Below are 20718 nucleotides of genomic sequence, written 5' to 3' on the forward strand. Positions count from 1 at the left end.
GTCGTGGATTCTCAAGCTGGCGTTGGCTGGCTCGGGGTTCAGCCCAGGCGGATGTCGATGCGTCCGCCATTGGCCGTGCGCAGCGCAGGTGCGGGTGGAGGTGCCGGCGGCAGGCCGCCGAGCATGTCGGCCAGCGTCATGTCGGCGAGCACGCGTTCGATGGCGCGCGAGATGTGCTGCCAGGACACGCGGGCGGTGCAGTGCGATTCATGGCTGCATTCGCCAGCCGACGCACTGCAACGCGTCATGCCGATCGGGCCGTCGATGGCCTCGACGATCTGCGCCACGCTGATCTCCTGTGCCGGACGCGCCAGGCGGTAGCCGCCGGCGACGCCACGCTGCGACTGCACCAGCGCCGCCGAACCCAGCAGCTTCAGGACCTTGCTGACGGTCGGCAGCTCCAGTCGTGTCGCTTCCGCCAGCTCGGTGGCGGCCCGCAGCGCATCCGGCTTGCGCGCCATTTCGGCCAGCAGGATGGTCGCGTAATCGGTGAGTTTGCTGACGCGAAGCATCGCGGCACTCCAAATGGGACCAGAATTGTACTGATTAGGCCGGCACCCCGCCAAGCCATGCAGGCACGGGCTTTGCCGGCTCCGTTCAGCGCCAGGCCAGCCGTTGCACGGCTTCATGGCCGCAGCAACACACAACACGACGTCCCTCAACCCCTCCCAGACGAAGGAGTCCTGCCCATGTCCTCGAACACCTTTATCGGAATCGCCCTGCTGGTCGGCGGCGCCATCGCCCTGTATTTCGGCCTGACCGCCACTGACAGCCTGAGTGAACGCGTTGTCGAAGGCGTCACCGGCCGCTACACCGACGGCACCATGTGGTATCTGATCGGCGGCGGCGTCGCCGCCGTCGGCGGCCTCGCCCTGCTGTTCATGGGCAAGCGCTGACGCGCACACCCTGCGTCGTGCAGCGCACGTGTCGAATTCATGCCGCAGGATTCTGCCCCTGTAGGCGGGTAGCTTGCTGCCCGCTGCGGCCGCAAGGCCGCTGGCAAGCTCGCCGCACACCAGTATCGCTCGAGACCAACAACTGCGACATGACATCAGGTTTTTTTAGGGCCGATTAGGTGTCGTGAATGGTGGGGCAACTCAAGGGAGCACTTGACGCTAATACACAGTATTTACGTACACAAGATCATTTCAGGTTGATTCATGTGGAGAAGTGGGCTACGGTCGAACCACGCTCCTGCATGGAGTCATCGTCATGAGCCGCCTCTTCTCGAAATTGCTGGCCGCATCGCTCACCATCTCCGTATTCGCCCCCCCCTTGCTCGCTCAGGCGTTGCCGCCTGAGCGTTTGGTCGTGCGCAAGGACGGTGAGGGCAACGTGCTCGATCCACGTATTGCAACCGAATTGCTCGAAGAGTTTGCTGGTCTGTCATCGCCACAACGGCTGATCATCCAAGTTTACACCGGGCCCGGCTACGATCCCTATGCCATGGGCGTAGACGACGAGTTGGCGGAGCAGATCGGCACCCGTCATGCCGAAACCTTCCACCAGCTACGCGAACGGGTTCCCGAGGAACTTGCAAACAATTCGCTAACGATCATCAAGGAGCTCTTACCCCTTCCGTTGGCAATTGTGGAAGCTGACGCCCAAGGGTTGACTTGGCTCCTCGCTGATGCAGGCATTCAAGTTCTCTATCAAGAAGTTTCCATGCGAGCCTTTTTGCAGGAGACCCTGCCGCAGATACAAGCCGGGACCGCACACAGTGGCGGCGCGACTGGCTCGGGGCACACTGTCGCCATACTCGACAGCGGCGTACAACGAAGCCACCCGATGTTCAGCGGAAAAATCGTCGGAGAAGCCTGCTTTTCAACCAATAAGTTCAGCTACGCCGGCTGCCCGGCCGGACACAGCTGGGGATCGGTCAGTGCCGGATCTGGCGAAACGTGCACCGGCTCAGCCGCCTGCGACCACGGGACCCATGTGGCGGGCATTGCGATCGGCTCGCAGCAGACCGTTCCGCCATCTGGGCCGGTTCTTAAAGGCGTTGCCTATGCCGGTAACCTGATGACGGTAAGAACCGGGTCCTTGTCCGACAACTGTGGCTGGGATCCAGGGCCATGCTTGGGGTTTGACATAAGCGACACAGAAGCTGCGCTGGAGCACGTCTACTCAATGCGATCCACGCTGGACATTGCTGCTGTAAACATGAGTTATGGATGGTTTGCCTGGTTCCCAGGTTATTGTGATGTCGCATATACCGACTTGGCGCAGCTGGTAGACCTTCTCACCGGCGCGGGGGTCGCGGTTGTAGCGGCTTCCGGGAATTCAGCAATGGACGGACTTGCCAACATAATCGCCGCACCCGCATGCATCGAGAACACTCTGGCGGTTGGCGCAACCGACAAAAGTAATAATCATGCGAACTACAGTAATGCGAGCAGCGCACTTGATATACTTGCGCCCGGCGGAATGGGCAACGCAAGCTTTCTTTGCACTGGCACTCATCAATGTGTCCTGTCTGCCATTCCAGGATCCAGTTATGGTTATTCCTTCGGCACCTCAATGGCCGCACCGCACGTTGCCGGCGCATTTGCTGGACTCCGCAACCTTTGGCCGAAGACCAGCGTACCTGTGCATGTTATCGTCGATCACTTGAAGGATACCGGCTTGCCCATCAGCTTCACCCAAGGCGCAACCTCTTACACGATCCCACTCATCCAGCTTGGCGACGCGGTGGCAAAACCTACCTCACCCACTACTGCCACAGTCGAACGGATGCTTTGCTATGGGTCCAACTGGGTGTACTGGTCAGGCAGTAGCGGGCCATTCAGCCACTATGAACTCCAAGGATCGTATTCATCGATCTACTCTTCCCCCTTCTCGCTGTACTCGGGAACCGCTGCATTTGCCCATATCGACGTAACCGGAACCACATGGGTGCGGGTGCGCGCATGCAACGGCCCAAGCTGCAGCAGCTGGACGAATGGCGATATATCCGCAACGTATACTCCATGGTGCATCTGATGAAATCTTCAACGTTCCCGCTACTGGTGCTGTTGGCAACTGCCAGTATGATTTGCAATGCCACACCCCCTCCTGTTCAGAGCACATCAAGCGAAGTGGAAATTCTGGCCGTTTGGCACGACACGATGCCAGACAACTCGCTGAATAATGACCGCATCGTTCTGGCGTTCCATAACGGGGAATTCGATGCATTCGACCGAGGCCAACCCTTACCGCCGTTCCTGCGCAACTGGATACCCTCCGACTTCCTCCCCGCAGATGCGTTCATCGAGAACTTTTTTCAGAACTACCCGGATGCCGAGCTGGGACTGATCTGGAATCCCAAGCCAAACGGTCTCGGACACATCATAGGAACTCCCCCGTGGAAAGCATTGGTGACGCTGGATCCGGAAAAACACCGGTTTTTGTCCTATGTCTTTCGTCTCTATCCAGCGAACGATGCGTTCGTAGCGAACGAAGATCCCTTCGAGATCGAACTGTTCGACAGCGAGGGAAAATTCAAAGGACCGCTCTATATCGACGTGTTCGGCAACCAGACTGTCGATGCGGGCCTGTGCCGGAACGATGAAGCCGTTCTGACCCGCTTGGACGTCGGTTTGTGGGATGAACAGACTTGCGATCCCGAAAACGGAGTTGTCATGCCGCATCCGGGCTTGAATGGCTCATGGCGGAATCCCGATGGCTCGCCGCAGCGTGTCCTAGGCGGCACCGGCCACTTCCATCATGACAATCCTGCCCTCAACCCGCACTATGATGCCCAGCGCGCCGACTTCTCCCGTCCCGGCTACAAGATCGGCCGCCTGCTGATCACACGCCGCTGGTCCAGTGGCTATACGTCCGGCTCGTATTACAGCCCCGAACGCGCCGGCGAAGGCTTCAACATCGAACTGGTGGAGCCGGAGCCGGGCCAGCCACACACACGCATCCTGGTCTACTGGTACACCTTCAAGCCCGATGGCAGCGGCGAGCAGGTCTGGCTGGCCGGCATGGGCGAGATGGATGCCGACGGCGGCATCGCCTCCGATGTGGAGATGTATGTCACCACCGGAGGCGAGTTCGCCTCGACCGGCAACCCCGATCTGGTGGATCGCCAGCGCTGGGGCACGATCCGTATCGGCTTCGGCGATTGCGGCCATGGACGGGTGTTCTATCAGCCCGACGATCCCGACTGGCCCAGCGGCGACTACTTCATCAACCGCCTGAGTCCACAGATCGAGGGCTTGGGCTGGCCCTGCGCGCTTCCGGACGAGGCGCGCCTCATCCTGCCGGAGGATTGAGATGAACGACCCCCATTCCCTGATCTTTCTTCGTTCGCGCAAGCGTGGCGCGGCTCTCGCCAGCATGGCTGGCGCGGCGCTGGCTTTGGCCGCCAGCACCTTTGCCACGCCCGCCCTGGCGCAATCGGCCGATGCACCGGTGAAGCTGCTGCTGCGCTGGTACGACACCATGCCGGACGATTCCCTGCACAACACGCGGGTGCAGGTCGCCTTCCATAACGGCCAATTCGATGTGTTCGATCTGGGCAAGCCGCTGCCGACCGTGCTCGCCGAGTGGGCCGGACGCAATTTCACGCCAGTGCCGGAGTTCCATGCGGCGTTCCTGGCGGCCTGGCCGGACGCGAAGATCAGCCAGATTTTGAATCCGAAGCCGCCGCTGGCTGCCACGATCCCTTCACCGGGCTTCAACCGCCCGATCCCCTGGCAGACGGTTGTGACGGTCAACCCCGCGCAACATCGTTTCCTGACGTTTTTTTCGTTGCTGCACCCGGCCAACGACGCCATGGTCGCCAACGAGGATCCGTACCAGATCGAGTTGTTCAACAGCCAGGGCAGGTTCCGCGGCCCCTTGCTGCTGAACATCCACGGCAACCAGGTCGTCGACTTGGGCCTGTGCGTGAACAACGAGGCACAACTGGCGAACCTGGATGTAGCCGAATTCACCGGGCAGGCCTGCAGCGCCGAGGACGGGACGGTGACCTGGCATCCGGGCCTGAACGGCTCGCACCGCAATCCGGACGGCCAGCCGCAGCGCGTGCTGGGTGGCAGCACCTCGTATGTGCCGTCCGGAAGCACGGGACATTCGTTCTACGACCCCGTCAACGCCGATTTTTCCCGGCCCGGCTATCGCATCGGGCAGTTGCAGATCAGCCGCTGGGTGGCACCGGTCAGCCTCACCGGCTCGTGGTACAGCCCGGAGCGCGCCGGCGAGGGATTCAATATCGAACTCGTCGAGCCGGCGGCGGACAGCCAGAACCCGCGCATCCTGGTGTACTGGTACACCTTCACTCCCGACGGCAGCGGCGAGCAGGTATGGCTGGCCGGCATGGCCGATATGGACGACGAGGAGGCCTTCGCCGATGTGGAGATGTACCTGACCACCGGCGGCGAATTCGCCTCGACCGACAACCCGGCTCTGGTGACCCGCGAACGTTGGGGCAGCCTGCGCGTCGCCCTGGACAATTGCCAGACCGGACAGGTCACCTGGCAGGCCGACGACCCGGACTGGACCGATGGAAACTACATCATCCACCGTCTCAGCCCGCCGCTGGAAGGTCTGGGCTGGACCTGCGACAGCCGCGAACAGCGACGGCTGATCCTGCCGGAAGAGTGAGGCAACGCTCGGCCGAATCGCCAACTCGACCGTCGTCGCAAGACCAGGAGATCGTGCGGCGCAAGCTCCAATGCTCATTGACTTCGGGGCGCTGTCCCCACGGAGGCGGGGATCCAGTGGCTTCAGTGCCCAAAGAGCACTGGATTCCCGCCTTCGCGGGAAGGACGACTGGAAAGCTCCCGCGTACGCCATGAGAATCGGGGCTTGCGCCGGGCAGCGGTCTGCTGCCGGAGGCGGTCAGTCCTCGAAGCCGTCGGCGAAGATGAGGTCTTGCGGCCGGATGACGGCACCGATGGTCGGCGGTGTCTGCGCCGGCCGCGGCGTGGCGGTGCCGGGCGCCTGCCAGCTGCGGATCGGCGGCAGAAACTGCGGCAGCAACGTCGGTGACGGAAACGGCCAGGCCGGCGGCGAGGTCGGCGATGCGTTGCCCGCTGCCAGCAGCGGGCTGCCGGGCGCCGGCCGGTAGTCGTGCGCGGCGGCATCGAGGAAGGCCGGCGTCAGGCCGCTGAGCGTACCGGTCCATTCGGCGGGCACGAGGTTGGCGCCGGCGTTGATCCAGTTGTTGCTGCCGGCCACCCGTCGCGAACCGGCCGCCCAGACCGCTTCGACGGTGCGCTCGATGCGCAGTTCGCCGGGGCTGCTGCGCCAGATGACATTGTTGTGCGCCTCCACCGATTCCAGGCCGTCGAAGAGACGGAACACGGTGGCGGGACTGGCGCTGCCGCTGATGATGAAGGTGTTGTTGACGACGCGGTAACGCCCGTGCGATTCGCCGGTGGCATCGCCGCCGAAACGCATCACCGCACCGAAACTGTTGAGCGGCGAGGAATGCACGATGACATTGCCCAGCACTTCCGAATCCTCGCGCGCCAGGCCCGGCGTCCAGCCCGGCAACTGCTGGAAAGGATCCGGACCGATCAGTTCCAGCTCGTGGAACCACGCACCCTCGAACCAGTTGTAGTGGATCTCGTTGCGCTCGTGCCGGCTCTTGAGCAGGTTGCCGCCGGTGCCGTGGTGCACGTAGTTGAAGCGCATGCGGAACACGCTGCCGGGATTGCTGACCTCATCGCTCTGGATGTACAGCGAATGCTGGCCGGAACCGTTGCCACTGTCGCGGATCTCGCTGTATTCCAGCGTCAGGTTGCCGGTGTGCTGGTCGGCGGCGAGGATGCCCTGCCCGGAACAGTTGCGTACCAGCAGGTCACGGAGCACGACATCGCGGGCGTGCACGAACACGCAACGGCTGCTGCCGCCGGTGAACGCCAGGCCTTCCAGCACGACGTGGTCGGCGCGGCGGAATTCGAAGGTGTTGGTGCCACCCGACAGCAGCGGACGATTGCCCTGTCCGTCGCGCAGGCCGCGGATGGTGATCGGCTGCGATGCCGAACCGCTGCGCGTGAGGATGACGCCGCCCGGATAGTCTCCCGGATCGATCTCGACGATGTCGCCCGGCTGCAACGTGACGGCCCCCAGCAGTTGCTGCAGCGTGGTGTGCGGCCGGGCGGGCCCGACCTGGTAGGTGGCGGCGGATAACGGCGACGCGAGCAGCGCCAGCAGGAACGCGGATACACGCATGGTTGTCCCTTGTGGTCAATGCGCCCCCCTGGCGCGTTGGCCAAAGGTTAGCCGCAATCAAGGGTTCCAATTGCGACAGGTTGCGCAGAATGCCGGCCGGACGCCGGCACGATCCGGGGCCGCTTTCTGCTAGCGTGGCCGCCCCGCAGCCGTTCCGCCCGCCATGACAGCACCCGACCGCGCCCGCCTCCGCCACGACTGGATCCATGCCCGACTGGGCGATGCCATTGAGTCAGTCGAGCCCGCTTCCGCCGACGCCAGTTTCCGCAGCTACTGGCGCGTGCATCTGGCCGACGGCGGCACCCGGATCGTCATGGACGCGCCGCCCGACAAGGAGGATGTGGCGCCCTGGCTGGACATTGCCGGGCGATTGCGGCGCGCCGGCGTGCACGCACCGCAGGTCCACGCCGCCGACACCAGCGCCGGCTTCCTCCTGCTGGAAGACCTGGGCACGCGCACCTACCTGCCGGCGCTCGACGACCACAGTGTCGACGCGCTGTACGGCGCCGCACTAGACACGCTGCTGCAGATGCAGGCCCGTGCCGATACCGGCGGCCTGCCCGATTACGACGAAGCGCGACTGGTGGCGGAAATGGAACTGCTGCCGGAATGGTTCCTGCGCCGACACCTCGGCGTGGTGCCCGAATGCGAGGAGTGGGACACCATCGAGTCGGCGTTCCGGATGCTGGTCGATTCGGCGCGCAGCCAGCCGCGGACCTTCGTGCATCGCGACTACCACTCGCGCAACCTGCTGGTGCTGGATCAGGGCGGACCCGGCGTCATCGATTTCCAGGATGCGGTGCTCGGCCCGGTGACCTACGACCTGGTCTCGCTGCTGCGCGACTGCTACATCGCCTGGCCGATCGACCGCGTCGATGCCTGGGTCGAAGGCTACCGCCGGCGCCTGGTCGAAGCCGGCCTCAGCGATGCCGATGCACGCCGCTTCCGGCGCTGGTTCGACCTGATGGGCCTGCAGCGGCACATCAAGGTGCTGGGCATTTTCTGCCGCCTCTGGTATCGCGATGGCAAGGCCAGCTATCTCGGCGACCTGCCCCTGGTCTGGCGTTATACCGACGAGGTGATGGCGCTGTATCCGGAATTCGAGGGGCTGCGCACCCTGCTTCAGCGCTGGATCGGCGGGCGCGACCTGCGCATCCCCCGCGGCCGCGACGACACATCGACGGCAACGCCATGAAGGCACTGGTCTTCGCCGCCGGCCGCGGCGAACGCATGCGGCCACTGACCGACACGCTGCCGAAGCCGCTGCTGAAGGTCGGTGCACATCGCCTGATCGAATGGCACCTGCACAAGCTGGCCGCACTGGGCGTCACCGATGTCGTCGTCAATCTCGCCTGGCTGGCCGACCGTTTTCCCGAACTGCTGGGCGACGGCAGCCGCTACGGCCTGCATCTGCACTACAGCCGCGAAGGCGACGTGGCACTGGAGACCGGTGGCGGCATGCTGCATGCGTTGCCACTGCTTGGCGACGCACCGTTCATCGTCGTCAACGGCGACGTATGGACCGACTACGACCTGGCGCGGCTGCCAAGCGAACCGCGCGGACTGGCGCACCTGGTCATGGTCGATCCCGCCGCGCACGTGCCGGCGGGCGACTTCCGGCTCGCCGATGACGGTCGGCTGCATGAGCGCGATGCCCCGCCGGCACAGTCCTGGCCGGCGCTGACCTATTCGGGCATCGGTGTCTACCGGCCGGCCCTGCTCGACGGCTGGCGTGGCGTGATCGGCCATGCGCCCGGCGCCCGTGACGAGCCTCCGCGCTTTCCACTGGCACCGCTGTTGCGCGCGGCCATGCGTGACGGCCGCGTCACCGGCGAACACCATCACGGCGCCTGGACCGATGTCGGCACGCCCGGGCGACTGGCCGCGCTGGACCGGCAACTGCGCGACCGCTGAGCGCAACCTTACGCGGGCCGGTGAAGCCAGCGCGGCGGTCGCCGGGCTGCGGCGACATCGGACTTCGATCATGGCCCGCAACACGCCTGCACCGCCCTGCGCGCCGCTGCTAGGCTTGCGTGATGGACCAGGCGCCGGCATTCCAGATCGAAACGACGCCGTCGGGCGACATCGCCCGGCTGCGTGGCGCGTGGACGCTGCCCGGCTTCGCCCGGCTGCAGCCGGCGCTAGACGGACATCGCCAGATCGCCACGGTCCGCAGGATCGACCTCGGCGACATCGAACGCCTCGACAGCGCAGGCGCCCTGCTGGTCGCGCGCGTGCTCAAGCGCAACGGCCTCGACCTCGATGCGCTGGAGAAGGCCAGCGACGAACAGCGCGCGCTGATCGCGGCAACGCGGGCGACCCTGGACCAGCAGGTCGCGCATGCACGTCCGAAGCACTGGACCGACCTGTTCGAACGCGCGGGCCACGCAACCGCCGTGCTGGTGGACCAGGTCCGGCGCATGCTGGGCTTCATCGGCCTGGTCGCGGTGCGCTTCCCGTCCGTGATGGTGCAGCCGGCGCGCTGGCGGCTCACGTCCATCGTCAGCCATGTCGAGCAGACCGGTGTCGACGCGCTGCCGATCGTCGCGCTGCTGTCCTTCATGGTCGGCGCCGTCATCACCTTCCTCGGCGCCACCGTGCTGCAGGAGTTCGGCGCCAGCGTGTTCGCCGTGGAGCTGGTCAGCTTTTCGTTCCTGCGCGAGTTCGGCGTGCTGTTGACGGCGATCCTGCTCGCCGGCCGCACCGCAAGTGCTTTCACCGCGCAGATCGGCGCCATGAAGGCGCGCGAGGAGATCGACGCCCTCCGCACGCTGGGCATGGACCCGGTCGATATCCTCGTGCTGCCGCGATTGCTGGCGCTGCTGGTCGTACTGCCACTACTGACCTGCGTGGCGATGGCCGCCGGCATCATCGGCGGCCTGGTGATCTGCGCGACGTCGCTGGACATCTCCTCGGCGATGTTCCTGGCGCGGCTGCAGGATACCTTCGAGTTCCGGCATTTCCTCGTCGGCGTGATCAAGGCACCGGTGTTCGCGCTGGTGATCGGCATCGTCGGCTGCCTGCAGGGTTTCGAGGTCGGCGGCAGCGCTGAATCCGTCGGTCGCCATACCACCACCAGCGTGGTGCAGGCGATCTTCCTGGTCATCATGCTGGACGCGGTGTTCGCGCTGGTTTTCCAGACCCTGGGCATATGAGCACGACGCCTGACACCCTCATCCAGGTGCGCGGACTGGTCAACCAGTTCGGCACGCAGCGCGTGCACGACGGACTGGACCTGGACGTGCGCCGCGGCGAGATCCTCGGCGTCGTCGGCGGCTCCGGCACCGGCAAGTCGGTGCTGATGCGCAGCATCGTCGGCCTGCGCCCGCCCGACGGCGGCAGCGTGAAGGTGTTCGGACAGCAGCTGGATGCGCTGGATGACCGCGCTCGCCGCGCGATCGAGCGCCGCTTCGGCGTGCTTTTCCAGGACGGCGCGCTGTTCTCCTCTCTCACCGTCGGCGAAAACGTCGAGGTGCCGCTGCGCGAATACCATCCCGAACTGGATGCCCGCCAGCGCGACCTGATCGCCGACCTCAAGGTCGGTCTGGCCGGCCTGCCGGAGTCGGCGGGCGACAAGTTCCCCAGCCAGCTGTCCGGCGGCATGCGCAAGCGCGCGGCACTGGCGCGTTCGCTCGCGCTCGATCCGGACATCCTGTTCCTCGACGAACCGACGGCCGGGCTCGATCCGATCGGCGCCGCCGCATTCGACCGCCTGATCCGCACGCTGCGCGATGCGCTCGGCCTGACTGTGTTCCTGATTACCCACGACCTGGACACGCTGTACAGCATCTGCGACCGCGTCGCCGTGCTGGCGGAAAGGAAAGTGCTGGTGTGCGCGCCGCTGCCGGAAGTCGAAGCCTTCGACCATCCGTGGATCCGCGACTACTTCCATGGCCCGCGCGGTCGCGCCGCACAGGCGGCGACCGCGTCCCAGGCCGTTCCCGACCGACAGGGTACCGACCGGTAACAACCGTGAGCCGGCCAGACTGTCCGCCCCTCGTCGTGTCCATGCAGGCGTCGCGGTTCGCGCCGACCTGACCGGTCATCGCGTGCCGCCGGAAGCGCGGCCCTATCCGACCCGGATGGGTTTATCGCGCTGCGACCGGCGAAGGCGGATGCAACCCCCGCACGGTCGTGGATCGATGTCGGCGCAAGTGCGGGAGGCCTTGCGGGCAGCGCTGGAGAAGCGGCCGCTGGAGGAAGCGTGGCGGCTGCACGCCGGAAAGCCAACGACCCTCGCACACGGAGTCGAGCGGGCTGCGGCTGGTCGGCGACCAGGGCACCGGTGCACGCGACGCGCCCCCCGACGGCCGGCGCCATGTTGACCTCCTCCCGGCATGGAGGGCGCAATCGCGCCGGTGATTTTCCGGCGCCCGAAACGGACAAGGGCGCCCTGGGGCGCCCTTGTCGTTCGGCTGGAGCCGTTGTCGAGGATCAGTCCTCGGCGACGACTTCCACCTTCACCGTACGCTCGATGTCGGCGTGAAGGTGGATGATCACTTCGAACTCGCCGATGCGGCGGATCGGGCCTTCCGGCATGATCACTTCGTTCTTGCCGACCGGCTTGCCGGCGGCGGTGAAGGCCTCGGCGATATCGCGCGGACCGACCGAACCGAACAGCTTGCCTTCGGTCGAGGCGTTGGCCTTGATGGTGACCGACGCGTCTTCCAGGGTCGCGGCGCGGGCGCTGGCATCACCCAGAAGCTGGGCGGCCTTGGCCTCGAACTCGGCGCGGCGGGCCTTGAACATTTCCACGTTCGCCGGCGTGGCCGGAACGGCCTTGCCCTGCGGCACGAGGTAGTTGCGGCCGTAGCCCGGCTTGACGTTGACGGTGTCGCCCAGGCCACCCAGGTTGACGACCTTCTGCAGGAGGATCAGTTGCATGGATTTGTTTCCTTGAATTCGTTAGCGGACCGTCGCCGGTCCGCAACCAGTGAGCTGTCCGAATTGGAACCGGGCCCGGGGGCTCAGTGACCGTCGGTGTACGGGATCAGGGCCAGGAAGCGCGCGCGCTTGATGGCCAGGGCCAGCTGGCGCTGGTAACGCGACTTGGTGCCGGTGATGCGGCTCGGCACGATCTTGCCGGTTTCGGTCACGTACTGGCGCAGGGTGCCCAGATCCTTGTAATCGATCTCGGTGACGCCCTCGGCGGTGAACTTGCAGAACTTGCGGCGACGGAAGAAACGGGACATGGATCAAGCTCCTCAGGCAGCGGCGTTGTCGTCGGTGGCGGCTTCGGCTTCAGCCTCGCCACCCTCTTCCTCGCCACGCGAGGTCAGGGACTTCGGCTCCGGATCGCCGTAGCCATACTCGGACTCGATGCGGCGCGGCTTCTCGTCCTTGTTCTTCAGGATGTAGCTCTGCTCGGTGACCGCGTCCTCGCGGGCGATGATCAGGTGGCGCAGGACCGCATCGTTGAAACGGAAGCCGGCTTCCAGCTCCTTCAGGACCGGCTGCGTGCACTCGATGTTCATCAGCACGTAGTGGGCCTTGGCCAGGCGCTCGATCGGGTAGGCCAGCTGGCGGCGGCCCCAGTCTTCCAGGCGGTGGATCGAGCCACCGTCGCCTTCGATCAAGCCCTTGTAGCGCTCGATCATGGCGGGCACCTGCTCGCTCTGGTCCGGATGGACCAGGAACACGATTTCGTAATGACGCATTGGATTGTTCCTTGTGGATGTCGTCCCCGTGTCCGGGGAAGGCAGCCCTCCGGGCATCCGGTAGGGCAAGGGACCCCGGCGCGGGGCCGGGGGTCGCGCATTCTCGCGCGGATCGGGCGGGCGCGCAACTTCCGGCCAGCAGGGACGGCCGGGACACGCGCGCTCGTTCAGACGGCTTCCGTGGTGAAGCTCTCGCCGCAGCCGCAGGCCGCCGCCACGTTCGGGTTGTCGAACACGAACTGGCTGCCCATGCCCTGGCGGACGAAGTCGATGCGGGTGCCGTCGACCAGGCGCAGGCTGTCGTCGTCGACGAAGATACGGATGCCGCGGTCCTCGAAGACATGGTCGCCTTCGCGGCCGGCCTCGGCGAGGTCGACCTCGTAGGCCCAGCCGGAACAGCCGGTCCGCTTCACGCCGAAACGCAGGCCGAGCTTGCCCGGCTGCTCCTGGAGGTAACCGGCGACGCGTGCCGCCGCCGCTTCAGTCAGGGAAATGCTCATGGCCGGAAGTCTAGCGCGCGGCCGCTGAACCTCAACGTCCCGGTATCATGGCGCCCCCACTCTCCATGGAACCGCACGACATGTCCCAGGTCGCCATCAAGGACGCCCTGTCCGGCCGCATCGAGGCCGGCACCACCGTCACCATCAAGGGCTGGGTCCGCACCCGCCGTGATTCCAAGGCCGGCCTGTCGTTCGTCAACGTGTCCGATGGCAGCTGCTTCGATCCGATCCAGGTGGTGGCGCCGGCCGAACTGGCCAACTACGACAGCGAAGTCCGCCACCTGACCAGCGGCTGCTCGGTATCGGCGACCGGTACGCTGGTGCCGTCGCAGGGCAAGGGCCAGGCCTTTGAACTGCAGGCCGCTGCGATCGAGGTGCTGGGCTGGGTCGACGACCCGGAGACCTATCCGATCCAGCCGAAGCCGCACAGCATGGAGTTCCTGCGCGAGGTCGCCCACCTGCGCGTGCGCACCAACACCTTCGGCGCCGTCACGCGCATCCGGCACTGCATCGCCCAGGCCATCCACCGCTTTTTCAGCGAGCGCGGCTTCTACTGGGTGAACACGCCGATCATCACCACCTCCGACGCCGAAGGTGCGGGCCAGATGTTCCGCGTCTCGACGCTGGACCTGGCCAACCTGCCGCGCGACGAGAAGGGCCGGATCGACTTCCGCGAGGACTTCTTTGGCCGCGAGGCCTTCCTCACCGTGTCCGGCCAGCTCAACGTCGAGGCCTACTGCCTTGCTATGAGCAAGGTGTACACCTTCGGCCCGACCTTCCGCGCCGAGAACTCCAACACCACCCGCCACCTCGCCGAGTTCTGGATGGTGGAACCGGAGATCGCCTTCGCCGACCTCGATGACGACGCCAACCTCGCCGAGGCCTTCCTCAAGTACATCTTCAAGGCCGTGCTCGACGAGCGTGGCGACGACATGGCGTTCTTCGCCGACAAGATCGAGAAGACCGCGATCCGCCGCCTGGAGAGCTTCATCGCCTCGCCCTTCGAGCGCATCGACTACACCGACGCGGTCGATATCCTCGCGAAGGCGCCACGCAAGTTCGATTTCCCGGTGGCCTGGGGCGCCGACCTGCAGACCGAGCACGAGCGCTACCTCACCGAGGAACACGTCGGCCGTCCGGTGGTCGTCACCAACTATCCGGAACACATCAAGTCGTTCTACATGCGCCTGAACGAGGACGGCAGGACCGTTGCCGCCATGGACGTGCTGGCGCCCGGCATCGGCGAGATCATCGGCGGCAGCCAGCGCGAGGAACGCCTCGACGTCCTCGACGCGCGCATGAAGCAGTTCGGACTGGATGCCAGCCACTACGAGTGGTACCGCGACCTGCGCCGTTACGGCACCGTGCCGCACGCCGGCTTCGGACTCGGCTTCGAGCGGCTGGTGGTGTATATCTGCGGCCTGGGCAACATCCGCGACGCCATTCCCTATCCGCGCGCGCCGGGTTCGGCCGAGTTCTGAGCACGGCGCCGTGTTCGTTCCCGCCCGGTTCTCCGAAGGGCAGCAGGCGCTGGAGGCGCTGCTCGCCCGCGACGCCTTCGTCACGCTGGTCAGCAGCGTCGAAGGCGAGCCCTTCGCGACGCACCTGCCGGTACGCGCCGAGCGGGACGGCGAACGGTTCGTGTTGCGCGGGCACCTGGCGCGCGCCAACCCGCAATGGCGCTGCCTGGCCGGACAGACCGTACTGGTGATCGTGCACGGGCCGCACGCCTACGTGTCACCGACCTGGTATGCGCAGCCGGACCACAGTGTGCCGACCTGGAACTACACGGCCGCGCACCTGTATGGCACGGTGCGACTGATCGACGATCCCGCCAGCCTTCTGGCTCTCGTCGCCGACCTCGCCGCGCACTACGAGGAAGGCATCGGCAGCGACTGGCGTTTCCCCGGCAGCGCGCCGGAGACGGCCCGCGAACTGGCCGGCATCGTCGGCTTCGAGTTCGAGGCCACACGCATCCAGGTCAAGCACAAACTCAACCAGCATCACGACGCCGCCAGCCTGCGCGGCGCCATCGACGGCCTGCGCACACATGGCAATCACGAGGGCCGGGAAATCGCCGCGCTGATGCAGGGCGTCCTCGATGCGAAGACCGGAGGGCCATCACCATGATGGGTGGACTCGTACTGTTGCTGCTGGGCATCGCCTTCGCCACAGTGGGCGTGACCGGCTATGTCATCTTCGGCCCGCTGACCTGCCGGCACCTGCAGGATCGCGGCCAGGCCGGACTGATGGCCGGCTCGTCGCTGTCGCCCACCGGCCTGTTGTGGATCCTGCGCGGCGGCTACGGGCAGCTCGGCGACGCCGGCCTGCGCGCACTGGCCTTGCCGGCGCGCATCATGCTGATCCTCACCCTCGCCGGCGTGTTCCTCCTGGTGCTGCGCTGGCTGCTGGTGCAGGCCTGACCTGCCCGGCCCGGCTTCCAACCACACTGCGCGGGGACACGCGATGGACCTCAATCTCACTGGCAAGCACGCACTGGTATGCGGCGCCTCGGAAGGCATCGGTCGCGCCGCCGCGCATGAACTGGCGGCACTTGGCGCCGACGTGACCGTGCTGGCGCGACGGGCGTCCGTGCTGGAAGACGTCGCGCAGGCACTGCCGCAGGTACACGGCGCGCAGCGCCACGGCTGGCTGGCCGTCGACATGGATGACGGCGCGACGCTGCAACGCAAGGTGCAGTCGCTGGTCGCCGGCTCGCGCGTGCAGATCCTGGTGAACAACACCGCCGGGCCGCCACCGGGTCCGGCCTGCACGGCCTCGCCGGAGGATTACCTGCGCACCTTCCAGCGCCACGTGGTCGGCGGACAGATCCTCGTGCAGGCCGTGCTCGACGGCATGAAGGAAGCCGCCTTCGGGCGCATCGTCAATGTCATTTCCACTTCGGTGCGCGAGCCGATCGCGAACCTGGGCGTGTCCAATACCGTCCGTGGCGCCGTGGCGAGCTGGGCGAAGACGCTGGCCAGCGAGCTGGGCCCGCACGGCATCACCGTCAACAGCGTGCTGCCCGGCTATACGCAGACCGGCCGGCTGGCGGCGATCATCGCCGGCAATGCCCAGCGCAGCGGCAGGAGCGAGGCGGAAGTCGCCGCCGGCATGCTCGCCGCCGTGCCGGCCGGCCGATTCGGCACGCCCGATGAAACCGCCGCCGCCATCGCCTTCCTGTGTTCGCCCGCCGCCGCCTACATCAACGGCGTCACCCTCGCCGTCGACGGCGGCCGGACCCGCGCGCTCTGAGCGCCTCGCCCGTCGCGCGGACGCGCCCGGGCGCGCTGGTTTCCGCGGTTTCCGCAGCCGGTACCGGCATCCATGCCACCTGGAACGTGCGAGGAGCAGGCTGCTTCCGGGTACGGGCCAGCACCGGAACGTGGCGTCGCGGCCTGTCCCGAAAACTGCCCGTGGAATCGTAAATTCATGTGACAGGCCCTTGATTTGACGGCCTTCGGGCAGTAATGCCGGACAAATGCCGTTATGCTCGGCCCCCATGGAACTCCACATCGGCCATCTGATCGGCGGCGACATCGTGCCCGGCCGAGGCCAGGTGCTCCCCGTCCATGAACCCGCCACCGGACGGGTGATCGCGGAGCTGGGAGATGCGGACGCCGAGCAGGTCAGCGCGGCCATCGGGGCGGCCCGCGACGCCTTTCCCGCCTGGTCCGCCCTCGCGCCCGAGCAGCGCGGCCGGCACCTGCGCCAGCTCGCCGATGCGATCGAGGCACGCCTGGAGGACTTCGCCCGCGCCGAATCACGCGACAGCGGCAAGCCGCTGCACCTGGCGAAATCCCTCGACATTCCCCGCGCGGTCGCCAACCTGCGCTTCTTCGCCAGCGCCGGCGAGCAGTTCGCCAGCGAGAGCCATCACGACCACGGCCGCCTGAACTACACGCTGCGCCAGCCACTGGGCGCCGTCGCCGCGATCTCGCCCTGGAACCTGCCGCTCTACCTGCTCACCTGGAAGATCGCGCCGGCGCTCGCAGCCGGCAACACGGTGGTCGCCAAGCCTTCCGAGGTGACACCACTGACGGCCTTCATGCTCGGCGAACTCACCCGCGCGCTGGGCTGGCCACCGGGGGTGCTCAACATCCTGCAGGGCCGCGGCGCGGTGACTGGCCAGGCGCTGGTGACGCATGGCGGCATCAAGGCGATCAGTTTCACCGGCAGCACCCGCACCGGTGCCGCCATCGCCGCCGCCAATGCGGAGCGCTTCCGCAAGCTGTCGCTGGAACTGGGCGGCAAGAACCCCACGCTGGTGTTCGAGGATGCCGACTTCGACGCCGCCATCGATGGCGCCGTCCGCGCCGCCTTCACCAACCAGGGGCAGATCTGCCTGTGCGGATCGCGCATCCTGGTGCAGTCGTCGATCTACACGCGCTTCCGCGAGGCCTTCGTGGAACGGGCGCGCGCCCTGCGGGTGGGCGACCCTGAAAACGCCGACGTCGACCTGGGAGCGGTCGTTTCGCGCGAACATTTCGGGAAGATCACCGCTTGCATCGAAACCGCCCGCCAGGAAGGCGGAGCCATCCTCTGCGGAGGCGAACCGGTCCACGTCGAGGGCCGCTGCGCCGACGGCTGGTTCATCGCGCCGACGGTGATCGAGGGCCTGCCTTCCGGATGCCGCACCAACCAGGACGAGATCTTCGGGCCGGTCGCCACCCTGCTGCCCTTCGACGACGAGGCGCAGGCGGTGGCGATCGCCAATGACAGCCGCTATGGCCTGGCGGCATCGGTGTGGACGCGCGACATCAGTCGTGGCCACCGCGTCGCCAGCGTGCTGGAGGCGGGCATCGTCTGGATCAACACCTGGTTGAACCGCGACCTGCGCACGCCCTTCGGCGGTGTGAAAGAATCCGGCCTCGGCCGGGAGGGCGGCCTGGAAGCACTGCGCTTCTTCACGGAAGCCAAGAACGTATGTCTGAGCTGGGGAGCATCGACATGAAGCTGCGATATTTCATTTTTCTTGTTGCGTCCGCGATCTTGACCGCAACGCCTCTGTCCGCACAGCAGTTGCCGGAGGTGGACGAGCGCATGCTGCGCGAGATGTGCCTGCGCGGCGAATGCCGGTTCGATGTCGTCACCCGGGTTCGGCTCGCGGACGGGCAGACGCAGGAAGAGCGCATTCCCCAATACCGCCCGGCCATCCTGCCCAACAGCCTGAGCATCATGCTCGGGGAGGAGCTGCAGGCGGTGGCCGATTTCGACAACAACGTTTTCCGCCGCTGGCGTGCACCCGAGCGGCGCGAATCCAGCCGCAACGCGGTGCTGGACTTCAAGCTCGCGCAGACCGGCGACGGCAGCATTGCGCTGGAAGTGCGCAACAACGGTCGCGAGCCGATCAAGCTCAACCTGTTCATCCGCGCACCGGGCGCCATGGCGGGCGAATACACCTCCAGCTGCCCGGTCATCGCCGGCGGTTCGGTTTTCGAATACTGGTCGCGACCGGTGGCCGAGCTGATCGTCGGTGAAGCGGTGCTGGTCACCGATGCCGGCGCCCTGCAGTGCAACTGACGCCCGGATCGACATGACGAAGACGGCCGAGGCCCCTGGCGGCAGCATCCACACCGGACAGGCACCCGCGCCGGTCGGCGCCTATCCGCATGCCCGCCGCGTCGGCGACCTGCTGTTCCTGTCCGGCATCGGACCGCGTACGCCCGGCACGGACGAGATTCCCGGCAACCGCTACGACGGTGACGGCACGATGGTCGAATACGACATCGCGGCGCAGGCGCGCGCGGTGTTCGCCAACGTGCGGGCGGTGCTGGAAGCGGCCGGTGCCGGCTGGGATGACCTGGTCGACGTGACGGTTTACCTTACCGACATGGCGCGCGATTTCCGCACCTACAACGCGGTCTGGGCCGAACATTTCCCGGATCCCGCGCGCGCGCCCTGCCGTACCACGCTGGGCATCACCGCGCTGCCAACGCCCATCGCGATCGAACTCAAGTGCATCGCCGCGCTCCGGCGCGACAACGACTGAGGAGCCGGACATGTTGCCGCCCATCGATTTCCAGGCCTGGATCGAACGCCACCGCGACCTGCTGAAGCCGCCGGTCGGCAACAAGTGTATCTATGACGAGGATTTCATCGTCATGATCGTCGGCGGGCCGAACCAGCGCACCGACTACCACTACGACGAAGGCCCCGAGTTCTTCTACCAGCTCGAAGGCGAGATGGTGCTGAAGCTGATGACGGATGAGGGGCCGCGTGACGTGCCGATCCGCGCCGGCGAGATTTTCTACCTGCCACCGCGGGTACCGCATTCACCGCAGCGCATGGCCGATTCGGTCGGCCTGGTCATCGAGCGCCGGCGGCTCGGGCACGAGCTCGACGGCCTGATCTGGTTCTGCCAGGACTGCAACGCGAAGGTCTACGAGGAATTCTTCCCGCTGCGCGATATCGAGAAGGACTTCCCGGCGGTGTTCGAGCGCTTCTACCGCTCGATGGAACATCGCACCTGCAAGCAGTGCGGCGCCGTGCATCCGGCGCCGGCGAAATACACCTGACGGGCAGGCTGCGGTCAGCGGCGGCGGCCGCGACCCTGCGAAGCGAGACTGACGCGGATCGACTCGGCGCCCTGGATGGAGCCATCCAGCGCGGCGATGGCGGCACGGGCTTCGTGGCCTTCCATCTGGAGTTCGGCGAAGCCCTTGCACTCGCCGCTGAAAAGATCCTTGGCGAGCTTGAGGCCGCGGACACGGCCGTGCGCCTCGAACAGGTCGGTGAGACCCTTCTCGGTCATGGAACGGGGCAGGCCGCGAACGGTAATGGTCAACATGGAGATCTCCTTGGGTACGGAGCGGATCGTTCCGTGCACCTGGCGTTGACGGCGTGCTGCGTCATCGCCACGGGCCTGCGGCGTGTCCGGATGGGGTTCGCCAGGGTCCCGATACCGGGGACGGTGCGCGAACAGGGTCTTCCGCGGATTCCGGAAGCGCTAAAAAGAATCGCCCCGATGCAGGGCAGTCGGGGCGACACTGTTCAACCGGGCGCACGGGGCGCCCGGTTGAGGGTGGATCAGAGAACCTGGACCTGATCGGCCTGCAGACCCTTCTGACCACGCGTCACGATGAAGCTGACCTTCTGGCCTTCCTGCAGCGACTTGAAGCCGGTGCCGACGATGGCGCGGAAGTGGACGAACACGTCGTCACCGCTCTCCGGCGTGATGAAGCCGAAGCCCTTGGCGTCGTTGAACCACTTGACGGTGCCGGTCTGACGATCGGACATGGTGAAACTCCTTGCAATGTTGGGAACAACCCCGAGGCGAAAAAGCGTCGGGTGATACTGGGTTGCAGGGAGTGAGCGGGACGAAGCGTTGTACACACTCGGTGGAACTGACGCATCGGATCACGATTCACCGTGATCCCTGACAATCACAGCGC

The 20718-nt window shown here is 66.1% G+C and carries 24 protein-coding genes; 16 read left to right on the forward strand and 8 right to left on the reverse strand.

The annotated features are described in order from the left end of the window. Nucleotides 1-38: 38 nt before the first annotated feature. Entirely contained in the window at nucleotides 39-512 is a 474-nt protein-coding gene (locus EDC25_RS02725) for an SUF system Fe-S cluster assembly regulator (protein WP_123522131.1), read from the reverse strand. A gap of 177 nt (nucleotides 513-689) precedes the next feature. On the opposite strand from EDC25_RS02725, the gene EDC25_RS02730 reads away from it, so the two are divergent. The 4 genes from EDC25_RS02730 (at nucleotide 690) to EDC25_RS02745 (ending at nucleotide 5592) form a co-directional block, all read left to right on the forward strand. Beyond that, nucleotides 690-896: a DUF3185 family protein gene (locus EDC25_RS02730; RefSeq protein ID WP_123522132.1), complete on the forward strand. Its 207-nt coding sequence runs from the start codon at nucleotides 690-692 to the stop codon at nucleotides 894-896. Between the two features lie 316 nt (nucleotides 897-1212). Continuing rightward, the gene (locus EDC25_RS02735; protein WP_132577210.1) at nucleotides 1213-2982 is read left to right on the forward strand and encodes a S8 family peptidase; all 1770 of its coding nucleotides are present in this window, start codon (nucleotides 1213-1215) and stop codon (nucleotides 2980-2982) included. Next, entirely contained in the window at nucleotides 2970-4259 is a 1290-nt protein-coding gene (locus EDC25_RS02740) for a spondin domain-containing protein (protein WP_164484050.1), read from the forward strand. Before EDC25_RS02735 ends, EDC25_RS02740 begins: the two co-directional genes overlap by 13 nt. Before the next feature lies 1 nt (nucleotide 4260). Next, nucleotides 4261-5592 carry a spondin domain-containing protein gene (locus EDC25_RS02745; RefSeq protein ID WP_123522135.1) on the forward strand — a complete coding sequence of 444 codons (1332 nt, stop codon included), beginning with the start codon at nucleotides 4261-4263 and terminating at the stop codon, nucleotides 5590-5592. A 237-nt stretch (nucleotides 5593-5829) separates the two neighbouring features. On the opposite strand, the gene EDC25_RS02750 is transcribed toward EDC25_RS02745, so the two are convergent. Further along, nucleotides 5830-7167, reverse strand: coding sequence for a polysaccharide lyase domain-containing protein (locus tag EDC25_RS02750; RefSeq protein ID WP_123522136.1), 1338 nt, complete (start codon nucleotides 7165-7167; stop codon nucleotides 5830-5832). 163 nt (nucleotides 7168-7330) lie between these two features. Here EDC25_RS02750 and EDC25_RS02755 point away from each other — a divergent pair, with 163 nt between their 5' ends. From EDC25_RS02755 to EDC25_RS02770, 4 genes are all read left to right on the forward strand, one after another. Beyond that, nucleotides 7331-8362 (forward strand): aminoglycoside phosphotransferase family protein, encoded by a 1032-nt coding sequence (locus EDC25_RS02755; RefSeq protein WP_123522137.1) that lies wholly within the window; start codon nucleotides 7331-7333, stop codon nucleotides 8360-8362. Then, the gene (gene murU / locus EDC25_RS02760) at nucleotides 8359-9081 is read left to right on the forward strand and encodes an N-acetylmuramate alpha-1-phosphate uridylyltransferase MurU (protein ID WP_123522138.1); all 723 of its coding nucleotides are present in this window, start codon (nucleotides 8359-8361) and stop codon (nucleotides 9079-9081) included. Before EDC25_RS02755 ends, murU begins: the two co-directional genes overlap by 4 nt. Nucleotides 9082-9203: 122 nt before the next feature. Then, nucleotides 9204-10322 (forward strand): MlaE family lipid ABC transporter permease subunit, encoded by a 1119-nt coding sequence (locus EDC25_RS02765; RefSeq protein ID WP_123522139.1) that lies wholly within the window; start codon nucleotides 9204-9206, stop codon nucleotides 10320-10322. Then, nucleotides 10319-11134 (forward strand): ABC transporter ATP-binding protein, encoded by an 816-nt coding sequence (locus tag EDC25_RS02770; RefSeq protein ID WP_123522140.1) that lies wholly within the window; start codon nucleotides 10319-10321, stop codon nucleotides 11132-11134. Before EDC25_RS02765 ends, EDC25_RS02770 begins: the two co-directional genes overlap by 4 nt. A 467-nt stretch (nucleotides 11135-11601) precedes the next feature. Here the strand turns inward: EDC25_RS02770 and rplI are convergent, their stop codons facing one another. The 4 genes from rplI to EDC25_RS02790 form a co-directional block, all read right to left on the reverse strand. Continuing rightward, nucleotides 11602-12051, reverse strand: coding sequence for a 50S ribosomal protein L9 (gene rplI / locus EDC25_RS02775; protein WP_123522141.1), 450 nt, complete (start codon nucleotides 12049-12051; stop codon nucleotides 11602-11604). Nucleotides 12052-12134: 83 nt separating this feature from the next. Next, entirely contained in the window at nucleotides 12135-12359 is a 225-nt protein-coding gene (rpsR, locus tag EDC25_RS02780; protein ID WP_123522142.1) for a 30S ribosomal protein S18, read from the reverse strand. A 12-nt stretch (nucleotides 12360-12371) separates the two neighbouring features. Next, nucleotides 12372-12824, reverse strand: a complete 453-nt coding sequence (gene rpsF / locus EDC25_RS02785) for a 30S ribosomal protein S6 (RefSeq protein ID WP_123522143.1) — start codon at nucleotides 12822-12824, stop codon at nucleotides 12372-12374. 167 nt (nucleotides 12825-12991) lie between these two features. Next, nucleotides 12992-13324 carry a HesB/IscA family protein gene (locus EDC25_RS02790; protein ID WP_123522144.1) on the reverse strand — a complete coding sequence of 111 codons (333 nt, stop codon included), beginning with the start codon at nucleotides 13322-13324 and terminating at the stop codon, nucleotides 12992-12994. A gap of 80 nt (nucleotides 13325-13404) precedes the next feature. Here EDC25_RS02790 and asnS point away from each other — a divergent pair, with 80 nt between their 5' ends. From asnS to EDC25_RS02830, 8 genes are all read left to right on the forward strand, one after another. Beyond that, entirely contained in the window at nucleotides 13405-14805 is a 1401-nt protein-coding gene (gene asnS / locus EDC25_RS02795) for an asparagine--tRNA ligase (RefSeq protein ID WP_123522251.1), read from the forward strand. 10 nt (nucleotides 14806-14815) lie between these two features. Beyond that, nucleotides 14816-15454, forward strand: coding sequence for an FMN-binding negative transcriptional regulator (locus EDC25_RS02800; protein WP_165910866.1), 639 nt, complete (start codon nucleotides 14816-14818; stop codon nucleotides 15452-15454). Next, nucleotides 15454-15747, forward strand: a complete 294-nt coding sequence (locus tag EDC25_RS02805) for a hypothetical protein (RefSeq protein WP_123522145.1) — start codon at nucleotides 15454-15456, stop codon at nucleotides 15745-15747. The genes EDC25_RS02800 and EDC25_RS02805 overlap by 1 nt, the downstream gene beginning before the upstream one ends. A 43-nt stretch (nucleotides 15748-15790) precedes the next feature. Further along, on the forward strand, nucleotides 15791-16579 hold the full coding sequence (locus EDC25_RS02810; protein WP_123522146.1) for an SDR family oxidoreductase: 789 nt from the start codon (nucleotides 15791-15793) through the stop codon (nucleotides 16577-16579). Between the two features lie 247 nt (nucleotides 16580-16826). Further along, on the forward strand, nucleotides 16827-18278 hold the full coding sequence (locus tag EDC25_RS02815) for an aldehyde dehydrogenase (protein WP_123522147.1): 1452 nt from the start codon (nucleotides 16827-16829) through the stop codon (nucleotides 18276-18278). Beyond that, nucleotides 18275-18847 carry a hypothetical protein gene (locus tag EDC25_RS02820; protein WP_123522148.1) on the forward strand — a complete coding sequence of 191 codons (573 nt, stop codon included), beginning with the start codon at nucleotides 18275-18277 and terminating at the stop codon, nucleotides 18845-18847. The genes EDC25_RS02815 and EDC25_RS02820 overlap by 4 nt, the downstream gene beginning before the upstream one ends. 13 nt (nucleotides 18848-18860) lie before the next feature. Further along, complete coding sequence (locus EDC25_RS02825) at nucleotides 18861-19316, forward strand: RidA family protein (protein WP_123522149.1); 456 nt, start codon at nucleotides 18861-18863, stop codon at nucleotides 19314-19316. 10 nt (nucleotides 19317-19326) lie between these two features. Continuing rightward, nucleotides 19327-19842, forward strand: a complete 516-nt coding sequence (locus tag EDC25_RS02830; RefSeq protein ID WP_123522150.1) for a 3-hydroxyanthranilate 3,4-dioxygenase — start codon at nucleotides 19327-19329, stop codon at nucleotides 19840-19842. Nucleotides 19843-19856: 14 nt separating this feature from the next. Here the strand turns inward: EDC25_RS02830 and EDC25_RS02835 are convergent, their stop codons facing one another. Continuing rightward, entirely contained in the window at nucleotides 19857-20114 is a 258-nt protein-coding gene (locus EDC25_RS02835) for an RNA recognition motif domain-containing protein (protein ID WP_123522151.1), read from the reverse strand. Nucleotides 20115-20353: 239 nt separating this feature from the next. After that, a complete protein-coding gene (locus tag EDC25_RS02840; RefSeq protein WP_123522152.1) occupies nucleotides 20354-20563 on the reverse strand; it encodes a cold-shock protein in 210 nt (69 codons plus the stop codon). Between the last annotated feature and the right edge of the window lie 155 nt (nucleotides 20564-20718).

Origin of the sequence: Pseudofulvimonas gallinarii, assembly GCF_004343305.1 — a bacterium.
GTDB classification, from domain to species: Bacteria; Pseudomonadota; Gammaproteobacteria; order Xanthomonadales; family UBA2363; genus Pseudofulvimonas; species Pseudofulvimonas gallinarii.